Genomic DNA, 19,502 nt, shown 5'->3' with positions numbered 1-19,502 from the left:
GTCAGCCTCCCCGGAAGACCGGCAGGAAGCCGGCGGTGAAGATTTCCAGGAGCGAGGACACGCCGAAATACAGCAGCAGCATGCCGCCCATGATGATGAAGGGCAGCGAGATGAAGTAGATCGGGATCTGCGGCGCCAGCTTGTTGACGAGGCCGACGGAGACGTTGAACACCAGACCGTAGAGGATGAACGGGCTGGCGAGCCGCAGCATGATCATGAAGGTCTGGCTCAGCGTATCGGTGAGCGTGATGAGCGCACTCTGCGGATTGAAGCCGCCGCCGAGCGGCATGACATTGTAGGAATCGATCAGCGCCCGAAGGACGATGTGATGGAAATCCAGAAGGAAGAGTATCAGCAGGCCGGTAAAGGAGAGAAGGTTCGTCAGCTGGTTTTCGGCCGCGTCTTCCAGCACATCCGGCGTCGGCGGCGAGTTGAAGCCCATCATCATGGTCAGCACCGTGCCGGCGAACTGCAGGCCGAGCACGTAATAGCGGGCGATCAGGCCGATCACCGCGCCGGTCAGCGTCTCGAAGGTGATCATCGTCAGATAGCCGTCGAGCGGGCCGGAGGCGCGCGGATAGATCGTATCCCACATCAGCGGCAGCACCGCCATGGACACGGCGACCGCCAGGAACAGGCGGATCTGCATCGACATGCGCGCGGAGGAAAAGCCCGGCAGGAGCATGAAACACCCGCCGACACGGCAGAACGCGGCGAACAGCGCCAGCACCGTGCCCTGCGGGTCGGAGATCATGAAATGGAGCCGAGAATCTTGATCTCGATGCCCTTGGCAAGCTCGACATGCGAGAGAACCGGCAATGTGGCGAAGAGGCGCTCGATGATCATGCGCACATAAGAGCGGGATTCGGGCGACGTGACCAGTACGAAGGGCGTGCCGCGGTCGAGAAACTCGCGGATAACCCGGGTCGCCTGCTCGGAAAATTCCTCGAGCTGGCGCGGATCGATGTCGAACTCGACGATCTCGCCCTTCGAATCGCGCTTGAGCGCCTGGTGGAACACCATGTCCCACTTGTTGCCGAGGCGCAGCACCGGCAGCACGCCGTTGTCGGTGAGGTCGCCGCAGATCTGCTGCGCCATGCGGATGCGTACATGCTCGACGATCTGCTCGGTCTTGCGCACATGCGGGGCAAGCTCGGCGACCGCTTCGAGGATGAGATGCAGGTTGCGGATGGAGACGCGCTCGGCGAGCAGCAGCTTCAGCACCGCCTGCAGGCCCGAATAGGACATGTGCGAGGAGCAGATCTCGTCGGCGAGCTTGCGGTATTCCGGATCGAGGCGCTCGATCAGGATCTTCACGTCCTTGTAGGAGAGAAGCTGCGGCAGGTTGTTGCGGATGACCTCGGAAAGGTGCGTGAGCACCACCGAGACGTTGTCGATCGGGTGGAAGCCCTCGCGGCGCAGGTCGTCGGCGAAGGTCTCGAGGATCGAGACGGCCGGCATGCCGAAGGCGGGCTCGCGGATATCGTCGCCCGGCACGCTCGGCTTGCGCCCGCCGCCGGTGACGACCAGCACTTCGCCGACGCGCACGATGTTGGAGGCGATCGTCGTGCCGTGGATGCGGATCTGGTAGGACTTGTCCGGGATGGTGATGTCGTCGGAGACCTTGATCTCCGGCACGACGAAGCCGTATTGCGCGGCGAACTTCTTGCGCATCTTGCCGACGCGGAAGGCCAGTTCCTGATGCGCGCCGAGAAGACGCGTGGAAACCTGCTTGCCGAGCAGCAGCTCGATCTCGGCGGTCTTCAGCACCGACTTGACGGAATCCTTCTCCTGCTCGCGCGTCGCCTGGACCTGCTGGGCCTCCGCTTCGCGCTTGAGGCGGTTCTCCTCCTCGATACGGCGCGGGATGATCCAGGCGCCGAAGGCCATGACGCCGCCGAGGACCATGAAGGGGAAGAAGGGCAGGCCCGGCATGACCGCGAGCAGCGTCATAAGGCCGGAGGCGACGAAGAGCGCGCGCGGATAGCCGGAGAGCTGGTTGATGACCGCCTGGTCGGTGGAGCCTGCCGTGCCGCCGCGCGAGACGATGAGGCCGGCGGCGAGCGAGACGATGAGGGCGGGAATCTGCGAGACGAGGCCGTCGCCGACCGACAGCTTCACGAAGACGTCGGCGGCTTCGCCGAGCTCCATGCCGTGGCGGAAATAGCCGATGACGATGCCGCCGAAGACATTGATGGCGGTGATGAGAAGGCCGGCGATGGCATCGCCGCGCACGAATTTCGAGGCACCGTCCATCGAGCCGAAGAAGGAGCTTTCCTCCTCCAGCTCGCGGCGGCGAAGCTGCGCCTGCTTCTCGTCGATGAGGCCGGCGGAAAGGTCGGCGTCGATCGACATCTGCTTGCCGGGGATGGCATCGAGGGTGAAGCGGGCGCCGACTTCGGCGATACGCGTCGCGCCCTTGGTGATGACGATGAAGTTCACCACGATCAGGATCATGAAGACGATGATCCCGATGACGAAGTCGCCGGACATGACGAGGCTGGCAAAGCCCGCGATCACGCCGCCCGCCGCATCGTGCCCCTCGTTGCCGTGGGAAAGGATGACGCGGGTCGTCGCGATGTTGAGCGCGAGGCGCACCATGGTCGCGATGAGGAGGACCGTCGGGAAGGACGAGAAATCGAGCGGCCGCTGGATCCACAGCGCCACCATGAGGATGAGCACGGAAAAGGCGATCGAGAAGGCAAGGCCGATGTCGATCATGAAGGCCGGGATCGGCAGGAAGAGGATCGACAGGATCGTCAGGATGCCCACGGCGAATGCGATATCGCGGCCGCTGGGGCTTACCTTCGGAAGGTTGATTGCCGGTACTTGCGCCATCTGAATGCGTCCCGTCTCGTCATGAGAGGCCGCGACGCACCACACGCGTCGCCCATTTCACATGACGACATAGAGGGCGAAGCTTGCGCGAGGGTGGCAGGCCGGCGCGCGGGCCCCGATGTCCCGGCGCCGGCCGGATAGCCTCTTGCAATCCTTTCGCCAAGCTGCAGAAGAAACTAGAGTGCGGCCGGACCATCGGCCTGATTTGGTCCGGTGCACGGTCTTCCAGTTTTCAAGCGGTGGGATAATGGCGACGCAGTCAGCCTTGGTCGGACGGAAAGTAATGCTGAGGCCCATCGAGGAGGCGGACGCGCCGCTGATGCTTTCCCTTCGCCAGCGCCCCGATCTGACGGAATTCCTGCCACCGCTCGACATTACGCTGGACGAGCAGCGCGCCTGGGTAAGGCGCCAGATGACCCGACCGGAGGACTACATGTTCGCCATCCAGCCGCTGGGCAGGGACACGCCCATCGGCTTTTTCGCCGCCTACAATCCGGTGGGCGACGGCGAGATGGAATGGGGCCGCTGGGTGATGGGCGAATCCAGCCCCGTGCTTCTGGAATCGGTCCTGCTTCTGCACCGTTTCATCTTCGAGACGCTGGACATGAAACGGCTGTTTTCCCACACGGCCGAGGGCAATATCCGCGTCCTGACATTTCATGAGATCTATGGTGCGCGCCGCTGCGGCCTCCATCCCGCCGCCTTGCAGATCGGCGACCGCAGGCACGACATGGTGGAGCATGAAATCCTGCGTCCCGACTGGGACAGGATCAGGCAGAAATACGCCCGGTTCCTGTAGGCGAGGCCTGGGACACAATGTCCCTGAGGTTTTCCGCGACGGTTCCGACATCTTCCCGTGTCATGGAAAGGTGCAGCGGCAGGGAGATTATGGAATTGCTCGCCTGCGCCGCGCGCGGGCAGGTTCCGGCACCGGACGCATAGAGGCTGTATTCGGTATTGTCGCGGTAATGGACACCCGGGAATATCTGGCGGGCATTCAGTTGCGCCAATGTCTCGTTGCGCCGGGGGACGAGGACCTGGAACAGGTGGCGGGATGACTGGCAATTTGCGGCGACCGGCACAAGGCCGATATCGCGGCCTTGCAGCGCCTCCTCATACCAGGCCGCAAGCTGCCGGCGATACGTGTTCTCCTCGTCGAGATACTTCAACTGCACGAGCGCGATGGCGGCCATGATCGAGTTGCCGTGGTATTTGTAGCCGAGCGTTTCGACGTCATACATCCACTTGTAGTCGCCCTGCGCCGCGGTGCGCGAGAACGTGTCCTTGTTGATGCCGAGCCAGCTTAGCTTCCTGACGGCGGCGTCATCTTCTTCCTCAGCGAAGCAGATCATGCCGGAATCCGCCGTCGGAAGATTCTTGACGGCCTGGAAGCTGAAGACCGAGACGTCCGCGTCATGCCCGGCATGCCTGCCGTCGATCCGCGTGCCGCTCATATGCGCCGCGTCCAGAATGAACTTCAGCCCGTGTTCACGGCAGAGGTCCCGGATTGCCTCATATTGCCCGCTATTGCCGCCGAGACCGACGAACATCACGGCACGGGTCCTGGGGGTGATCCGGTCGCGCACGCTCTGCGGATCGAGGCAGAGATACTCGTCGACATCGGCAAAGACGGGCTTCAGGCCGGCATAGAGGATGGCGTGGTTGGAGGAGACGAAGGTCAGCGGCGTCGTGATGATCTCGTCTTCTTCCCGCCATCCGAAGCGGCGGCGGAAAACCTCGAGCGCGAGATGAAGGCCGGCGGTGTTGGAGCTCAGGAAATGCGCGTTCGCCAGCCCCGTATAGCTCTTCCACGCGGCTTCCATTTCGAGGGTCTTGAAGCCCATGCCGGTCCAGCCCTTCTCAAGGCACTCCCGAATCTGCTCGAGGCATTCGTCGACATGAAAGCGGGGAACGAAGAGCTGAATTGCCAAGGCGATCTTCCAGATGAGATGAGGGGAGCCCGATCATTCTTTCAACGCTCCCTTACGCGAGGCTGAACCTTTCGCACCGCCGCGACGGCCGCCGAAGGACGATGGCGGCGCAGGATGCGTTTGGTCAGCTTCAAACAAGCCGCTGTTTATAAAACGGCAGCGTCATCCAGAGGTCCGCCGAGCGCATGCACATAAAACGCCTGAATATCGAAGGGCCCCTGCTTTTTGAATCGCGCCTGTTTCAGGACGAGCGGGGATACTTCACCGAAACGTTTCGGCAAGACGCGTTTCGGGAGGCGGCCGGCGACCACGTCTTCGTCCAGGACAATCGCTCCCATTCCAAGAATCCCGGCACCGTCCGCGGGCTGCACTTCCAGATGGATCCATGCGCCCAGGGCAAGCTCGTCACCTGTCTTGCCGGGACCATTTTCGACGTGGCCGTGGATATCCGGCCGGGTTCGAGGTCCTTCGGGCAGCACGTTTCCACCGTCATGAGCGGCGGGGATGCCGTTCAGTTCTGGATTCCACCGGGGTTCGCCCACGGCTTCTGCACCCTCACGCCCGATTGCCTCGTCGCCTACAAGGTGACCGCCTATTACAGCCCCGACCACGATCGGGGCCTCGCCTGGGACGACCCCGATCTCGGCATAGACTGGCCCTTCGACCTCAAGCAGGCAACGCTCTCGGAAAAAGACGGTCGCCATCCGCGGTTGCGGGATCTGGCGATCCTTGAAAAGGAAAACTGATCATGCGGACGCTCGTAACGGGAGGCGCGGGTTTCATAGGTTCCGAGCTGGTGCGCCACCTTGTCCTGGACAAGGGCGACGAGGTCCTGAACGTCGACAAGATCACCTATGCCGGCAATCTCGCCTCCCTGGCGGCCGTAAGCGGGCAGGGCCACTACCGCTTCCTGAAAGCCGACATCTGCGACGCTCCTCTCATGCGGCTGGCGTTTCAGGATTTCCGGCCGGACCGTGTCATCCATCTCGCGGCGGAGAGCCATGTGGACCGTTCGATAAGCGGCTCGCGCGCCTTTATCGAGACGAACGTCATGGGGACGTTCGTGCTTCTTGAGCAGGCGCGGTCCTACTGGTCCTCGCTCTCCGGCGCGGAGCGGGAAGCCTTTCGCTTCCTGCATGTCTCGACGGACGAGGTCTTTGGCTCGCTGGGAAGCGACGGCCTCTTCGACGAGACGACGCCTTACGATCCAAGCTCGCCCTATTCCGCATCGAAGGCCGCTTCCGACCATCTCGTCGCAGCATGGGGACGGACCTACGGACTGCCCGTTCTGGTTTCCAACTGCTCGAACAACTACGGACCGCACCAGCATCCGGAGAAGCTGATACCGTCGATCATCGTCAAGGCATCGAGGGGCGCGCCGCTGCCTGTCTATGGCACGGGTCGCAACATACGCGACTGGCTCCATGTCTCGGACCATGTCCGCGCGCTCGACCTCATCTCCCGCAAGGGCAGAGCGGGATCCACCTACAATGTCGGCGGGCGCAACGAGCGCCGGAACATCGATGTCGTAAACCGCATCTGCGCGATCATGGACGAACTGCGCCCGGCATCCGGCCCGCATGCCGACCTGATCCGCTTCGTCGCCGACCGGCCCGGGCATGATTTCCGATATGCGATCGACGCCTCGAAGCTGGAGGCCGAACTGGGCTGGCAGGCGGCTTACGACTTCGACAGCGGCATACGCGCGACCGTTCATTGGTATCTCGAGAACGAAGCCTGGTGGGGGCCGCTTGTCGCGGACAACACCTTCGCGGAAACCGCCCAGAAAGCTTACGCCAGCTGATGCAGCATTTTCCCTTCAATATTCTTCGGGGTTCCAGTCGATGAAAGGCATCATTCTGGCGGGCGGTAACGGCACGCGTCTTCATCCGATGACACTCGCCATGTCGAAGCAGCTGATGCCGATCTACGACAAGCCGATGATATATTATCCCATATCGACGCTGATGCTCGCGGGGATCAGGGACATACTCCTGATCTCGACGCCCCGGGACCTGCCCCACTTCCAGAACCTTCTGGGGGATGGCTCCGCCTGGGGGATCTCGATCCAATATGCGGAACAACCCGAGCCCCGCGGCCTCGCGCAGGCCTATGTGATTGCGGCCGACTTCGTCGACGGCAAGCCGTCCTGCCTCATTCTGGGCGACAACATATTCTTCGGTCATGGCCTGACCGACCTGCTGAAGGAGGCCGTTGATCTTCGCGAAGGAGCGAGGATTTTCGCCTATCAGGTCCACGATCCCGAACGGTACGGTGTCGTCGAATTCGATGAGCAGGTCCGGGCCGTCTCCATCGAGGAAAAGCCCGCCGTGCCGAAATCCAACTGGGCGGTAACCGGCCTTTATTTCTATGACGCGGACGTCGTCGATATAGCGAGGAACCTGAAACCCTCGGCGCGCGGGGAGCTGGAAATCTCCGATGTGAACCGGGTCTACCTGGATCAGCGGCGCCTGAGCGTGACCCTGATGGGGCGCGGCTATGCCTGGCTCGATACCGGAACGACCGACAGCCTCCTGGAAGCCGGCAATTTCGTTGCCACGCTCGAGCGGCGGCAGGGCTTCAAGATCTCCAGTCCGGAAGAGATCGCCTATGCCAACGGCTTTATCGATGCAGAACAGCTCGCGGCGCTTGCGCATGGCATGAGGGGAAGCTCCTACGGCCGCTACCTCGCCGAGAAGATACTTGGGGCGGGCCGCTGAACGGGCGGTCCAGTTTCAAGCAAGCCATTCCCTTTACCGCTCTCCATGGGGCACCGCGCCTCATTCGGCCAGTGAGGAGCCACGATGAACACGCAGAGTAGAGTCCTGAAAACGTTTATCCGCGCCTTCGACCTCGAAGAGCCGGTGGAGACGTCCGAGCTGGCCTATCTCGAATATCCGGAATGGACCTCGGTGGGTCACATGACACTGGTGGCGGCGCTGGAGGAGGAATTCGACGCGATGCTGGAGACCCGCGAGATCCTGAGCATGAGCAATTTCGACAAGGCCGTCGAAATCATGTCGCGATATGACGCCGGCTGATCTTACCGGACGTGTCGCACTCATTACCGGCGCCTCCCGGGGCATCGGCCTTGCTGCCGCCCGAAGGCTCGCGGACCAGGGGGCATCGGTCGTCCTCGTCGCGCGGCAGATCGGCGAGCCGGTCCTCGACATGTTCGATCCCGAGCGCCTTCTCCTGATCGAAGGCGACGTCGGCGTCGCGGATTTTTCTCAAGCTGCGGTGAAGCAGGTTTTCTCCCGCTACCGGCGCCTGGATATCCTCGTGAACAATGCCGGCATCATGCGGCCTGCAATGACCGGCATGATTTCCGATGCGGATATTCACGAGAGCCTGCAGACCAATGTCGCGGGCGTCGTACATTTCACGCAGGCCGCCGCGCGCCTCATGGCCAGAACGGGCGGCAGCATCGTCAACCTGTCTTCCATCGTCGGCGTGCGCGGGGTTGCGGGACAGCTCGTCTATGCCGCATCGAAGGCCGGTGTTATCGGTGCGACGCTGGCTGCGGCCAAGGAACTCGCCCGTCATAATATTCGCGTCAATGCGGTCGCTCCGGGTTTCATAGAGACAGCGCTCACGGAGGGCCTCAGCCCGGAAATCAAGGCGGAGACCTTGCGCAGCATCGGCCTGGCGCGGCCTGGAACGGCCGAGGAGGTCGCCGATGTCATCCTCTTCCTCGCAAGCGACCTCTCCCGGTATGTCACCGGCCAGGTCATCGGCGTCGATGGCGGCATGGTGATATGATGGAGCGCATTCCCGCTGGACCCGATCCCCTCTGCGGCGGCCTGCTGCCTGTCCTTCCCGCGGTGGAGAAGGCTCCCGCCCTGCAGGACGACACCGGCGGCGCCTGGATCAGCCGGGAGGAGCTGCGCGCGATGAGCATTGCGCTGGCAAAGATCATTGCCCGGCCCGAAAAGGGGCTGGTTTTTCTGGCGAGCGAGAACCGCGCGGCCACCGTGATCTCCATCCTGGCCGCGGCAGCGGCGGGGCACGCGGTCATGCTTGTCGATCCGGCCCTGCCCGATGAGAAGCTCTCCGGTCTGATCGACGCATACCGGCCGGATATCCTGCTGTCTTCCAGTCCGATTGCGGAGGCCGAGGGGTTCGCCCGGGGTTTCGACAGCGCCTCAGCCGCGTACTGGGCCGTCAGGCAGCAGGAGGAACGCGGAAAAGCACCGATCGCACCGAACCTTCAGCTGATGCTGGCGACGTCGGGAACGACGGGAAGCGCACGCTTTGTCCGGCTGTCCGGGGCCGCCGTCGTCACGAATGCGCTTCAGATCGCGGACGTGCTGCGGATCGACAGCCGGAGCGTTGCGATCGCCCACCTGCCCTTGCACTATTCCTACGGCCTGTCGTTGGTCACCTCCCATCTGCAGGTCGGGGGACGCGTTTTCGTCATGAACGATGCGGTCACTTCCCCGAGCTTCTGGCAAAAGGTTGCCGGGGCGGAATGCACGCACTTTCCCGGCGTGCCCTTCCATTACGCGACCCTGGCGCGTTTCGGCTTCGAGCTGGTGCCGGCATCGGTCACGACGTTTACACAGGCCGGCGGCGCCCTCGACACGCGCATTCAGGGGCGCATCCTTGAGAATGTCCGGCACCGCAACGGGAATTTTCATGTGATGTACGGCCAGACGGAAGCCTCTCCGCGCATGACGACGACGCCCGGCGGGGCATTGCCCGAAAAGCTGGGCTCCGTCGGCAAGCCGTTGGCGGGCGGGCAAATCCGTATCCTCGACGATCAGGGCGACGCCCTTCCGGCCGGCAACGTCGGGAATGTGATTTATGACGGGCCGAATGTCATGCTGGGCTATGCGTCCTCGCGCAGCGATCTTGCGCGTGGAGACGAGCTCGCAGGCGTCCTTGCAACCGGCGACATAGGCTGGCTCGACGCCGATGGCTTCCTGTTCCTGAAGGGGCGCGTGAAGCGATTTGCGAAGGTTTCGGGCCTGCGGATCGCTCTCGATGCGGTAGAGCTCGATATCGGCGAAGTCGCGAGCGTGAGCTGTTTCGACGATGACGAGAAGATCGTCGTCTGCCACGAGAGCGGCGATGCGCGCGCGATAAAGGCGTTCCTGCGGATACTGGCGGGCCGATACCGCATCCCTTCCACGGCATTCGTCCTTCGGCACGTCTCCGCCATTCCCCGCAAGGAGAACGGCAAGACGGACTATGCCCGGCTTCGGGAAATCGGCGATGTTTGAAGAACTGCTCCAGACACCGGCGCATTCCCACAGGCAGGCAAGCAAGGAAGCGCTCCTTCTGCCGGAGCTGAACGATCTCGTGCGGTACCACTACGAGCGCTGCGCTCCCTATGCCCGCATGATCGATGCCGCCTGGGGCGGGCCACGACGCTACGAGCGCCTGGAGGACATTCCGTTCCTTCCCGTCGGCCTCTTCAAGAAGCTCGAACTGTCGTCGACGGATACGCCGCTGATGACCCTGCGCTCAAGCGGCACGTCGGGACAGGTTCCAAGCCGCATCGTCGTCGACAAGGCCACCGCCGCACGCCAGTCGCAGGCCCTGGTGTCGACCTTCCGCTCCATTCTCGGGGAAAGGCGCCAGCCATTTCTCGTCATCGACACGAAGGATGTCCTCAAGCCGGGCGATCTCAGTGCGCGGGGTGCCGGCGTGCTCGGCATGATGAAATTCGGCGCAAACGCGACATTCGCCCTCGACAGCGAACTCGACCTGCAGCGCGATACGCTTCTGTCCTTCATCGAAAAATACCAGGGGCAGTCCTTCCTGATCTTCGGCTTCACCTTCCTCGTATGGTCGAGGCTCTACCAGATGTGCGCCGATGGGGAGTTCGACCTTTCGAACGGGATCCTCGTCCACTCCGGCGGCTGGAAGAGCCTGGAGGAGCAGAAGGTTTCCAACCCCGATTTCCGCGCGGCCCTCGGCCGGCGGTTCGGCTTGAGAAACATCTGCAATTTCTATGGCTTCGTGGAACAGATCGGTTCCGTCTTCACGGAAGGCGAGGACGGCCTGCTCCACCCTCCGAATTTCACGGACATCATCGTGCGGAGGCCGGGCGACTGGCAGCCGGCCGCTCCCGGCGAGGAAGGCGTCGTCCAGACACTTTCCCTGCTCCCCCTCTCCTATCCCGGTCACAGCATCCTGACGGAGGATCGCGGCGTCATCGTCGAGGTGGACAGCGGCATCGGCGGGCGCTTCGGCAAGGCCGTCCGGATAACCGGCCGGGTGGCAAGAGCCGAGCTGCGGGGCTGCAGCGACGTGGTGGCCGCAACAACGAGGGCGATGCGATGACGGATGTGCAGGTTCTCGGCACGAAAGGATCCATCCGGGAGATATCCGAGGCGAACTTCGTCAAGGATCTCGATAAGCGCATCCGGCACCGGACCGTCCTGCCCTTTTCCGACGACAGGCTTGCCGCCGTCGCCGCCGTCAGCGCGAAGCTCCTCGAAAAACGGGCGAGCCTGCCCGCCTTCGTCACGCATTTCGCCTTCTGGACGCGCAAATCCGCCCTTCAGCGGTTGAAAGAGAGCTATCTGCGACGGATGCCGGAAACGACCCAGGCCCGCGCCCGGGGCCTCGTGTTTCATCTGCCGCCCCAGAATGTCGAGACGGTGTTTCTCTATTCCTGGATACTTTCCTATCTGGTCGGCAACGCGAATGTGGTGCGCCTGCCCTCGACGATCAGCAGCGCGATGCAATCCGTCTGTGACCTGTTTCTCGAGGAACTGGCGACGCAGGCTGACGAAACCCAGTTGTTCGTTCGCTACGATGCAGCATCGGAAATAAGCGCCGGAATTTCGTCCTGCAGCGATGCGCGCGTCGTCTGGGGCGGCGATGCCAAGGTCGATCTCTTCGCATCGCTACCGCTGCGCAAGGGCGGCAAGGCCCTCTGGTTCGGCGACAGGTTTTCCTGGGCCCTGTTCAAGGGCGAGGCCCTCGCCGTCTTGACGCCGCAGGAATGCCATGTGCTCGCGCAGCGGTTTGCCAACGATATCGCCGTCTTCGACCAGATGGCCTGCGCCTCGCCTCATACCCTCTATGTCGTCGGCGACGCTGCGGCGCATTCGGAGACGGTGAGAGCGTTTCTCGCCGATCTGGGCAGGAGCATCCGTGAAAAGCAGCCGCCGGCAGCCGCGGGGCTCGCCATCCGGAAAATGACCGAAGCGTTCGCCTTGGCGAGCACGGGCGAAGTGTCGTCGGTTCTCTGGCAGGACGATGCGGTGACCGGCGTCTTTGCCGAAGGCACGGGACGCCGTGAGCTTCGTGTCGGAGGCGGCTTCCTGCAAGTCGTCTTTCTGCCGTCAACCGATGACATTCCCTCGCTGATAGAGGAATACGACCAGGCCGTCGTGCATTTCGGCTTCTCATCGACGGAACTGAACGCGATGGCCGCAAGCCATATCGGACAGGGCGTATCCCGCTGGTGCCCGGCCGGCACCGCTCTCGACTTCGATTTCATCTGGGACGGTTACGATATCCCGTTTGAACTCAGCCGTTTCGTCCGCGTGTCCTGATCGCCGTGCCGCCCGCAGCGGCGGCATCCCTGCATTTCGTAATTCGACCATAGGAGAATCAGTTTGTTCAGCCTGCAGAACAGCCAAGGGGAAAACATCGACTTCTTTACCGAGGTGACGAAGTTTTCCGCATATATGCGCCAGTCGGAATTCGCGCGCCTGATGGCCTTGTACGAGCTTTATGGAAAGACGACGGGGTTGCCCGGCAGCCTTGCAGAGTTCGGTGTCTGGAAAGGCTCGACATTCTTCTTCCTGGCACGCCTGATCGAGACCTTCCATGCCGCCCAGCACGAGAGGCTGCCCATTTCGCAACGCCATCTCTACGGCTTCGAGCGATTTGGCGGCTTTGCGGAAATCAGCGAGGAGGATTTATCGTCCACGCCGCACGACCAGAGACGGGTCGGAGGCTTGGCGACGAACCGGGATGTGTTCATTCATACGTTCGAACACTTCAAGAAGGTCAGCCGAATTGCGGAACGCGTCCACCTCGTCGAAGGCGACGTTTCGGAAACATTCCCCCGCTTCAACGCGGAAAAGAAGGGCGTGAAATTCGCCTTCGTTCTGCTGGACATGGACGTCTACAAGCCCACCAAGGCGGTGCTCGACCACATTCTCGATCATATGGTCCCGAACGGCATCATCGTGTTCGATGAATATGCACAGCCTGAATGGCCCGGGGAAACCCTGGCTGCCGACGAGTTCATCGGACGCTGGGGGCTGGAGCTGGAAAGCATTCCGTGGGCCTTCGGCCCCACGGCCTATTGCCGGGTGACACCCGAGGTGCTGATGCGCTGGAACAGGGAAAAGCGGGAAAGGCCAAGCCCGGAAGCTTAACCGGGTGGGATGCCGAGCGGCCTGCGGACTTGCGCGAAAGCGAAGGGCAGGCCGCTTCCATGCTTTCGCGCCATAGCCGGCGCTACGAACGGTCTTCGGCCGGAGGAAAGACGCTCAGATTCCCAATGCTTCGGAGAGGATTTGAGCCTGCGAGCGGCGCTTGACGAGATCGAAGCCGGTGTCCGCCAGCCGGCGGCGCTCTTCCTCGTTTGCGACCAACTCCACGCACCTTTCGACGAGATCGTCATAGGGCGCCATCGCCAGGCCGCCGCGATATGCTTCCGCTTCGTCATCGTCGCCTTCCGCCTCGGTAAGGACGCAGGTGCGATTGGCGAGCAGGTAGAGAACCCGGACGGTTTCAAAAACCCAGTTCGGCTTGGCATGAATGTTCATCACGACTTTCGCGCGGGCGATCGCGGCATCCCGCTCCGCGCCATAGACGCCGAAAAGGTGCTTGATCTTCAGGCCCCGCTCATGCAGCGCAAGCAGGATAGCGCGCCGCCGCTCGTTCATGGATCCGTAGAAGAGAACGTCGATGTCCTGGACCGGCTCCGGTTCGATGCAGGTCCATTCTGGGCAATAGCCGAGCTGCAGCAACTGCGCATGATCTATTCCCACGCCTGCCAGGCGCTCGAGATTGGCCGCGCTGCTTTCCAGAACGGCGAACGTCTTGAGAAATGCGAAATAGTTGGACGACATCCACACCGAATCCGTCGTCGCCTGCTCCATGTTAAAGATCACCGAGCCGCGCGGCAGCTTCTCGGCGATGTCCTTGGTCAGGACATTGGCGCCATAGATGATGGGAATCCGGCCCTTCCACTCGGCCGGTTGCGTCGTAATCGGCGCCGAGCCTCCAAGCTGCCTGAACGCGCTGGAAAGGCTGACGGCCGGCTCGTAGAACGCGCGCGTGTGAATGTAGTTTTCAGGCGTGACGATCCAGATGCAGAAGCGGTCCTTCAACTGGCTCCAGCTTCCTGCAAACGCCTGAGGCCCGGAGGCCGTGCGGGGAAGGCTGGTGTCCTGCGCTGCTGCGGGCGTCGCCACGGCCTTCCGGTCGACAACCTTCTGAAGCTGGACGCTGAGACCGTCGATGGCGCGAGGATAGCGCGCGATCTCCGGCGCGGGAACTTCCTTCGCCTGAAGCTCCATGGCTATCTGCCCCGGTATGTAATCGAGGGATACCATTTCGAAGCAGTGCATGCTGCCGGCGGCATGGCCTTGATCGTCGATATAGCTGGCGAATGTCAGCTCGTTGAAAGCACGCCGGTTTCTCGGATCGGCCCAGGCTCCGAAGGACAGATCGTAGGGAACGGTGATTTTCATGACGCCGCCCACCACGAGCAGGTCCAGGCATGAGGTCATGAAGGCCTGGAAGTCATCCACCTGCTGCAGGACACCGGGCGCCAGGATCTCCCGGAAACTGTTCTTCTTGAGGGTGACGGTTCCGAAGCGGCGGGTGGGCAGAGCCTTTTCCGACGGCAGAAACGGCGCGACGCGAAAGTCGAGGACCGCATCGCCGGTTGCGCTCGCGGCAACGTCGATATTGAAGCAATCTTCGCTGAAATCCTTGCCGAGACCAAGTTTGATAGTGCGGGGAAAAGTCGTCACCGGTACGCTCGATTGTCGGGTTTCACTGAAGCAGGCAGGTTTCGGATCGCTATTGCCGGGCGCCCGCCGTGGGCCGCCCGGCAAGGACCTGGACTAGGCGAAGCTGGCCGTTCGCTCCGGCAAGACGGGAACGTCGAAGTGATCGGGCCCGAGCCCGCTCTTGGCGCGGTCGGCCATCATCTCGTAAGCCTTTTCGAGGTGGCGGCAGAATCGTTCGCTGTCGAACAGGGGTTTCAGGAAGCGGTTGTCGGACAAGCGCTTCTTGTATTCGGCGATCCGCGTCCGGTCCTTGGCGAGCGATACGGCCATGTCGATGTAGTCGGCCTGGTCGGCTGCCACGAGTTCGGGAAGGCCGATTGCGTTCAAGAGGCTTTCGCTCACCCTCGACGCGAAATTGGTGCCCTTGAGCGTCAGGACCGGCAGGCCGGCCCAGAGCTGTTCGGACGTCGTCGTGTGGCCGTTATAGGGATAGGTATCGAGCCCGAGATCCGCCACCTGGATACGATTGATGTGCTCTTCGTAGCCGACCTTCGTCGTGAAGAAGACCCGCTTGGGCGAGATGCGGTTCTTTTCGAATTCCTTGCGGATATTCGTCTGGAAACGCGCGTTCGCCCCGAGAATCCAGATGACGGAATTCTCGGTCTTTTTGAGGATGCTGATCCAGGCATCGATCGCCTTCAGGCTGATCTTTCGATTGCCGTTGAACGATGCAAAGACGAAGGCGTCCTCCGGAAGGCCGAAATCGGCGCGGCTGCACGGCTGCAGGCGCGGGCGGCTGACGGGGTCGTTCGGCTGGTAGGTTTCCGGCAGGCGGCAGAATTTTTCGTAATAATGCGGGCGCGAGGCTTCCGGCAGCACGATCGGGTCACCGATGACGTAGTCGAGATCGACATTGACGGTCGTACCGGGAAAACCGAGCCAGGCGACGTGGACCGGCGCGGTCGCCTCGTTGAGGATATGGGACCTGGTACCCTTGGTATGTCCCTTGAGGTCGACGAGGATGTCGATCTTCTCCTTGCGGATCAGGGCGGCGGCTTCCGCATTCGACATGTCGGCAACCGAAATGACCTTGCCCCAGCGGCCGCGATCGAAACTGTTGGTTTCGAGGTGATGCGGGGCGGTGTAGCAGAAGAGCGTGATCTCGAAACGGTCCCTGTCGTGCTGCTCCAGGACGTTTCCGACGAGCTTCATCGTCGCGTGGTTCTCCCAGAAATCGTTCGACAGATAGCCGATGCGGATCTTCCTTCCCGACCAGTCATGCGGCATGCCGCGCCGCTTCTCCGGCAGGGCGGGATCGTAGGCGCTGGCGGAGAAGCCAACCGTTCCGTTGAGACTCTCGTCGCCGCACCACATCAGATGGTGGAAGGGGTTGTCGTTCCGCACGACCTCCCGGTTGCCCTTCGCGATTTCGTTCTCGATGAGCGCCTGGCCACGCCGCACGTCGTCGAACTCGCCGAATTCGCGCGCATGCACCAGATAGAAGAGCTGCATGGCGATATGGTTCGGGAAAAGCTTGATGGCGCGCTTGAGCGTTCTCAGGTTCTCCTCGTCCCTGGGGTCGTCGGCAAGGAGGCGCATCGCAAGCGCGATATGCGAGGGATTGTTGCTTTCGAGAAGGGGCTTGCGCAGGCCCTGGAGGATGGACTTCTCGCCTCGCCTCAGGAAGATGGAGGCGATGATATAGGCGATCTCCGGGTCCTTCGGGGCGATCGATATGAAGTTCCTCGCCAGAACGAGAACCTGATCTTCATTGCCGCATTCGAAATGAAGCTGCATGGCATTGCGAAGGTTCTCTTCCTTCCTGCTGCCTTCCTCGCGGCCGGCGAGGGCATAGGCTTCCGCCGCCTCGGATTTCATGTCGAGCTTCAGGAAGGTTTTGGCGAGAAGGGAGTATGTCCTCGCGTCCCGGGTCGTATCGAGCAAGCTGTTGAGCGTGCGGAGGGCCCCCAGATATTCACCTTTCTTGTATTGCTGAGAAGCGGCAGCATAACCGGTGTGAATGTTCATTCGGCACTCCCTGAAGATTGAATCGAGCCGTGAACGATGGCGATTCAATTCCTGACGATCTGGATATTTCCGGTCATCGCACTTGAAGCTTGCTCGGAACGTGAGGCGCCGAAGACGGGGGGGCAGCCACGTGCGCAGCACCTTCGCGCCGTGGCGACGGCGCGTCGGACATGCCGGAAAGCAGAATGCGGAAAAGCGTCAGAACCCGCTTTGTATTCGCGAGAAGACGAGGTCGGTGAAGATGGAGATCTGGGCGCCGATGAAGGGCGCGGAAATGGCGATGGTGACGAAGATCGCGAGGATCTTCGGGACGAAGGTGAGGGTCATTTCCTGCACCTGCGTCAGCGCCTGGATGAAGGCGATGACGACGCCCACGACCATGGCCGCGAGCACGGCCGGTCCGGAGGACACGATGACAGTCCAGATGGCTGCCTGCGCTATGTCGAGGGCGTCTGCCTCATTCACGGGATAGGGTCACTTCACGGTTACGCCGGGGCCGACGATGATCTTCTCACCCGACTCAAGCGTTGCTACGATACCGTCATTATATAGCGTGACTTCCTTGACGACGCCAGAAACCTTGCCGTCGTCGCTGGTGACCGTGCGGCCGATGACGGAGTTCGCCTCCTGCAGCGAGGTGCGCTGAAGCAGGCTTTCCAGGTTCTTGTTCGTCTTGATGGTCTGCTCGACCTGCGAGAAGGTCGCAAGCTGCGCCATCTGCTGGGTGGCGTCCATCGGCTCGGTCGGATCCTGGTTCTTCATCTGCGCCACGAGAAGCTTGAGGAAGCTCTCGTAGTTCAGCGTCGCGGTCTTGGAGTCGCCGCCGGATTCCGCGCCGGTGACGCCGGGAATGTAGCCGGAAGAGGTCGCGGTGCCGACTGCGTCTACCATGGTGCGATCTCCCTGCGGATCTGTTCGATGGTGGCCGGAGCCATCTCGTGGTTGTTGAGGATGCGATCCTCGATCGGGTAGAGGGCGCGGATGGCCTTCAGGGCCTCGAAGGCGCGGCCCTGCGTGACGAGCGCGTCGACGCGCTTCAGCTCGGCCAGCACTTCCTCGTTCTTGAAGCAGGAGAGCAGCATGATGACCGACTTGCGGAACATGGCGATCGACTGCTCGGCGCCTTCCGGGTTGATCAGCGCCATCTGCGCGATGAAATAGAGCTGGCGGAGCGGCGTCGTAGCCTGTTCCGGCTGCAGGACGTGGTTTTCCAGAAGGAAGGTCACGTCGTTGAGGAACTCGACGGCGACCTTGCGGTCGACCCTCAGGACTGCGCCGTTGACGAAAATGCGCTCACCGGATTTCAGCGATATACGCAGCGTACTTTTCATTTGATGCCATCCTTGATGATGGTGGTAATGTCGATGATGCCCTGGAAGTTCGTGGATTCGCGTTTGCGTATCCTTTCGATCTCCTTGAGAATCCAGATGGCGATCGAGATGAGATTGGCCCTGATCTCGTCCTCGAGCTGGTTTTCGGGATTTCCGAGATCCTCGATGAAGCGGATCCAGACCCGACGGGTGTAATAGACGGCTTCCACCGCCTCCTTGCCGTAACTGCCCCCGGCAGCCACCGCGGCCTGCAACAGCGCGATGGACCTTTCGAGGACCTGCCGTTCCCGATCCTTCGAGACGGCGACGCCCTCCTCCATGATCTCGGCATAGGAAAACTGGTACATTCAGACATCCTTCATGTGTGTCCGTACCCTCTGGTTCATCAGAGGTAGTTCAGCAGACTGAGATTCTGGATCCTCGACGTCAGCGTGTAGGCGAGCGAAAGCTGCGACTCGAGCGTGGTCACGCGCGTCGCGGCCTCGTAGGTATCGATGCCCTCCATGTCCTTGATGCTGGTGTTCAGGATGGTGATCTGGGCGTCCAGCGACGTGTTGGCCTGCGTGACGCGGGATTCGGAAATACCGAGCTTGGAGCGCTCGCCGTCGATGCCCGAGATCGCCCGCCCCATATAGTCGATCGCCGAATCGCTGACCGTCTTGCGCGTCTGCTCCGAAATGCCGAGTGCCAGCAGTTCCTGTCCGATAACGAGGCCGAGCGCCATATAGCGCATGCCGGTCGCATTGGTATTGGTCGAGCTCTGGACGGTCTCGGCCGCGCTGATGCGGCTCTGCATGTTCTCGTCCGAGGCGTTCGACCAGTCCGCTTCCCAGTCCGAACCCATGAAGCTGGTTTCGAGATCGTCGATGAAGGCCTGCATGTCCGCCGGCGCGATATTGGCGACGGCCGGGTCGGTCTGCGTGATGCCGAAATGGGCGAAGAAGGCGTTGTCGAACGTCGTCTTGGCGGCCGAGAGCGGCGCTTCCGAATAATCGTTGAACGGAATCACGTCCGAATTGATGCCGGCGAAGAGATATTCACCGCTGAAGGACGTGTTGGCGGCGGCCGTGAAGGTCGACAGCGCGTTGCCGATATTCTGCTTGGCGAGATCCAGCTGGTCGGCCGAGGTGATGCCGGAGAGCGCGATCAGCACCTCCATCGCGTCGTTCGCCGCGGACGACATCTGGCCGAGGGCTTCCTGCGAGGCGGCGAGCCGCTGGGTGGTGAGCGCATTGGTGCTCTTCAGCGATTCCATGCGCTGGAGGTCGCGGTGCAGGTTGAGCGTGCGTGCCGTCTTGGCGCCCAGCGCGGTGCCGACATCGGCGTGGCGGCCGGTGACCGTCTCTTCCTGAAGCTGCTGCATCTCCTTCTGAGCCTTTGCGACGGTGAGCCGCATGGTGTTCTGAAGGGACAGGTTGGAAACGAAAGAAGCCTTCATG

20 protein-coding genes are annotated in these 19,502 nt (G+C 62.0%); 10 read left to right on the top strand and 10 right to left on the bottom strand.

What is annotated here, in order from left to right:
• Window position 1: 1 nt before the first annotated feature.
• Together fliR and flhA are read right to left on the bottom strand one after the other, a co-directional pair.
• Window positions 2-754: a flagellar biosynthetic protein FliR gene (fliR, locus tag ShzoTeo12_RS01540; RefSeq protein WP_119257716.1), complete on the bottom strand. Its 753-nt coding sequence runs from the start codon at window positions 752-754 to the stop codon at window positions 2-4.
• Window positions 751-2,838, bottom strand: a complete 2,088-nt coding sequence (gene flhA, locus ShzoTeo12_RS01535; protein WP_313194379.1) for a flagellar biosynthesis protein FlhA — start codon at window positions 2,836-2,838, stop codon at window positions 751-753. Before flhA ends, fliR begins: the two co-directional genes overlap by 4 nt.
• A gap of 283 nt (window positions 2,839-3,121) precedes the next feature.
• On the opposite strand from flhA, the gene ShzoTeo12_RS01530 reads away from it, so the two are divergent.
• A complete protein-coding gene (locus ShzoTeo12_RS01530; RefSeq protein ID WP_318910974.1) occupies window positions 3,122-3,637 on the top strand; it encodes a GNAT family N-acetyltransferase in 516 nt (171 codons plus the stop codon).
• Here ShzoTeo12_RS01530 and ShzoTeo12_RS01525 read toward each other — a convergent pair.
• Window positions 3,609-4,769 carry a DegT/DnrJ/EryC1/StrS family aminotransferase gene (locus tag ShzoTeo12_RS01525; protein ID WP_318910972.1) on the bottom strand — a complete coding sequence of 387 codons (1,161 nt, stop codon included), beginning with the start codon at window positions 4,767-4,769 and terminating at the stop codon, window positions 3,609-3,611. The two genes, ShzoTeo12_RS01530 and ShzoTeo12_RS01525, sit on opposite strands and share 29 nt — an antisense overlap.
• Window positions 4,770-4,954: 185 nt before the next feature.
• Between ShzoTeo12_RS01525 and rfbC the strand changes: the two genes are divergently transcribed.
• From rfbC to ShzoTeo12_RS01480, 9 genes are all read left to right on the top strand, one after another.
• Window positions 4,955-5,515, top strand: coding sequence for a dTDP-4-dehydrorhamnose 3,5-epimerase (gene rfbC / locus ShzoTeo12_RS01520; RefSeq protein ID WP_318910970.1), 561 nt, complete (start codon window positions 4,955-4,957; stop codon window positions 5,513-5,515).
• 2 nt (window positions 5,516-5,517) lie between these two features.
• Window positions 5,518-6,573, top strand: a complete 1,056-nt coding sequence (gene rfbB, locus ShzoTeo12_RS01515) for a dTDP-glucose 4,6-dehydratase (RefSeq protein ID WP_318910968.1) — start codon at window positions 5,518-5,520, stop codon at window positions 6,571-6,573.
• A gap of 40 nt (window positions 6,574-6,613) precedes the next feature.
• Complete coding sequence (rfbA, locus tag ShzoTeo12_RS01510; RefSeq protein WP_318910967.1) at window positions 6,614-7,489, top strand: glucose-1-phosphate thymidylyltransferase RfbA; 876 nt, start codon at window positions 6,614-6,616, stop codon at window positions 7,487-7,489.
• 84 nt (window positions 7,490-7,573) lie between these two features.
• Window positions 7,574-7,810: an acyl carrier protein gene (locus ShzoTeo12_RS01505; protein WP_318910966.1), complete on the top strand. Its 237-nt coding sequence runs from the start codon at window positions 7,574-7,576 to the stop codon at window positions 7,808-7,810.
• Window positions 7,797-8,531, top strand: coding sequence for an SDR family NAD(P)-dependent oxidoreductase (locus tag ShzoTeo12_RS01500; protein ID WP_318910964.1), 735 nt, complete (start codon window positions 7,797-7,799; stop codon window positions 8,529-8,531). Before ShzoTeo12_RS01505 ends, ShzoTeo12_RS01500 begins: the two co-directional genes overlap by 14 nt.
• Window positions 8,528-9,994: an AMP-binding protein gene (locus tag ShzoTeo12_RS01495; protein ID WP_318910963.1), complete on the top strand. Its 1,467-nt coding sequence runs from the start codon at window positions 8,528-8,530 to the stop codon at window positions 9,992-9,994. The genes ShzoTeo12_RS01500 and ShzoTeo12_RS01495 overlap by 4 nt, the downstream gene beginning before the upstream one ends.
• Entirely contained in the window at window positions 9,987-11,060 is a 1,074-nt protein-coding gene (locus ShzoTeo12_RS01490; RefSeq protein ID WP_318910961.1) for an acyl-protein synthetase, read from the top strand. The genes ShzoTeo12_RS01495 and ShzoTeo12_RS01490 overlap by 8 nt, the downstream gene beginning before the upstream one ends.
• On the top strand, window positions 11,057-12,283 hold the full coding sequence (locus ShzoTeo12_RS01485; RefSeq protein WP_318910960.1) for an acyl-CoA reductase: 1,227 nt from the start codon (window positions 11,057-11,059) through the stop codon (window positions 12,281-12,283). Before ShzoTeo12_RS01490 ends, ShzoTeo12_RS01485 begins: the two co-directional genes overlap by 4 nt.
• Before the next feature lie 63 nt (window positions 12,284-12,346).
• Window positions 12,347-13,117, top strand: a complete 771-nt coding sequence (locus tag ShzoTeo12_RS01480; RefSeq protein WP_119257705.1) for a TylF/MycF/NovP-related O-methyltransferase — start codon at window positions 12,347-12,349, stop codon at window positions 13,115-13,117.
• Window positions 13,118-13,231: 114 nt separating this feature from the next.
• Here ShzoTeo12_RS01480 and ShzoTeo12_RS01475 read toward each other — a convergent pair whose 3' ends face one another.
• The 7 genes from ShzoTeo12_RS01475 to ShzoTeo12_RS01445 all read right to left on the bottom strand — a co-directional run bounded on the left by ShzoTeo12_RS01475 (window position 13,232) and on the right by ShzoTeo12_RS01445 (window position 19,501).
• Window positions 13,232-14,809, bottom strand: a complete 1,578-nt coding sequence (locus ShzoTeo12_RS01475) for a hypothetical protein (protein ID WP_318910958.1) — start codon at window positions 14,807-14,809, stop codon at window positions 13,232-13,234.
• A 9-nt stretch (window positions 14,810-14,818) separates the two neighbouring features.
• The gene (locus ShzoTeo12_RS01470; RefSeq protein ID WP_318910957.1) at window positions 14,819-16,732 is read right to left on the bottom strand and encodes a glycosyl transferase; all 1,914 of its coding nucleotides are present in this window, start codon (window positions 16,730-16,732) and stop codon (window positions 14,819-14,821) included.
• Window positions 16,733-16,930: 198 nt separating this feature from the next.
• A complete protein-coding gene (gene fliQ / locus ShzoTeo12_RS01465; protein WP_119257702.1) occupies window positions 16,931-17,197 on the bottom strand; it encodes a flagellar biosynthesis protein FliQ in 267 nt (88 codons plus the stop codon).
• A 9-nt stretch (window positions 17,198-17,206) separates the two neighbouring features.
• Window positions 17,207-17,623 carry a flagellar hook assembly protein FlgD gene (flgD, locus tag ShzoTeo12_RS01460; protein WP_119257701.1) on the bottom strand — a complete coding sequence of 139 codons (417 nt, stop codon included), beginning with the start codon at window positions 17,621-17,623 and terminating at the stop codon, window positions 17,207-17,209.
• The gene (gene flbT, locus ShzoTeo12_RS01455; protein WP_119257700.1) at window positions 17,617-18,063 is read right to left on the bottom strand and encodes a flagellar biosynthesis repressor FlbT; all 447 of its coding nucleotides are present in this window, start codon (window positions 18,061-18,063) and stop codon (window positions 17,617-17,619) included. The genes flgD and flbT overlap by 7 nt, the downstream gene beginning before the upstream one ends.
• Complete coding sequence (gene flaF / locus ShzoTeo12_RS01450) at window positions 18,060-18,410, bottom strand: flagellar biosynthesis regulator FlaF (RefSeq protein ID WP_119257699.1); 351 nt, start codon at window positions 18,408-18,410, stop codon at window positions 18,060-18,062. Before flaF ends, flbT begins: the two co-directional genes overlap by 4 nt.
• Window positions 18,411-18,448: 38 nt before the next feature.
• On the bottom strand, window positions 18,449-19,501 hold the full coding sequence (locus ShzoTeo12_RS01445; protein WP_119257698.1) for a flagellar hook-associated family protein: 1,053 nt from the start codon (window positions 19,499-19,501) through the stop codon (window positions 18,449-18,451).
• Between the last annotated feature and the right edge of the window lies 1 nt (window position 19,502).

Source organism: Shinella zoogloeoides, from assembly GCF_033705735.1.
Lineage (GTDB): Bacteria > Pseudomonadota > Alphaproteobacteria > Rhizobiales > Rhizobiaceae > Shinella > Shinella zoogloeoides_A.
Note: the sequence above shows the minus strand (reverse complement) of the source record. Positions and strands in the feature narration are given on the sequence as shown.

Bases quoted from the DNA above. Each gene is read 5' to 3' on its own strand.
- fliR (WP_119257716.1), bottom strand. From the start codon at position 754: ATGATCTCCGACCCGCAGGGCACGGTGCTGGCGCTGTTCGCCGCGTTC.
- flhA (WP_313194379.1), bottom strand. From the start codon at position 2,838: ATGGCGCAAGTACCGGCAATCAACCTTCCGAAGGTAAGCCCCAGCGGC.
- ShzoTeo12_RS01530 (WP_318910974.1), top strand. From the start codon at position 3,122: ATGCTGAGGCCCATCGAGGAGGCGGACGCGCCGCTGATGCTTTCCCTT.
- rfbC (WP_318910970.1), top strand. From the start codon at position 4,955: ATGCACATAAAACGCCTGAATATCGAAGGGCCCCTGCTTTTTGAATCG.
- rfbB (WP_318910968.1), top strand. From the start codon at position 5,518: ATGCGGACGCTCGTAACGGGAGGCGCGGGTTTCATAGGTTCCGAGCTG.
- rfbA (WP_318910967.1), top strand. From the start codon at position 6,614: ATGAAAGGCATCATTCTGGCGGGCGGTAACGGCACGCGTCTTCATCCG.
- ShzoTeo12_RS01505 (WP_318910966.1), top strand. From the start codon at position 7,574: ATGAACACGCAGAGTAGAGTCCTGAAAACGTTTATCCGCGCCTTCGAC.
- ShzoTeo12_RS01500 (WP_318910964.1), top strand. From the start codon at position 7,797: ATGACGCCGGCTGATCTTACCGGACGTGTCGCACTCATTACCGGCGCC.
- ShzoTeo12_RS01495 (WP_318910963.1), top strand. From the start codon at position 8,528: ATGATGGAGCGCATTCCCGCTGGACCCGATCCCCTCTGCGGCGGCCTG.
- ShzoTeo12_RS01490 (WP_318910961.1), top strand. From the start codon at position 9,987: ATGTTTGAAGAACTGCTCCAGACACCGGCGCATTCCCACAGGCAGGCA.
- ShzoTeo12_RS01485 (WP_318910960.1), top strand. From the start codon at position 11,057: ATGACGGATGTGCAGGTTCTCGGCACGAAAGGATCCATCCGGGAGATA.
- ShzoTeo12_RS01470 (WP_318910957.1), bottom strand. From the start codon at position 16,732: ATGAACATTCACACCGGTTATGCTGCCGCTTCTCAGCAATACAAGAAA.
- flgD (WP_119257701.1), bottom strand. From the start codon at position 17,623: ATGGTAGACGCAGTCGGCACCGCGACCTCTTCCGGCTACATTCCCGGC.
- flbT (WP_119257700.1), bottom strand. From the start codon at position 18,063: ATGAAAAGTACGCTGCGTATATCGCTGAAATCCGGTGAGCGCATTTTC.
- flaF (WP_119257699.1), bottom strand. From the start codon at position 18,410: ATGTACCAGTTTTCCTATGCCGAGATCATGGAGGAGGGCGTCGCCGTC.
- ShzoTeo12_RS01445 (WP_119257698.1), bottom strand. From the start codon at position 19,501: ATGAAGGCTTCTTTCGTTTCCAACCTGTCCCTTCAGAACACCATGCGG.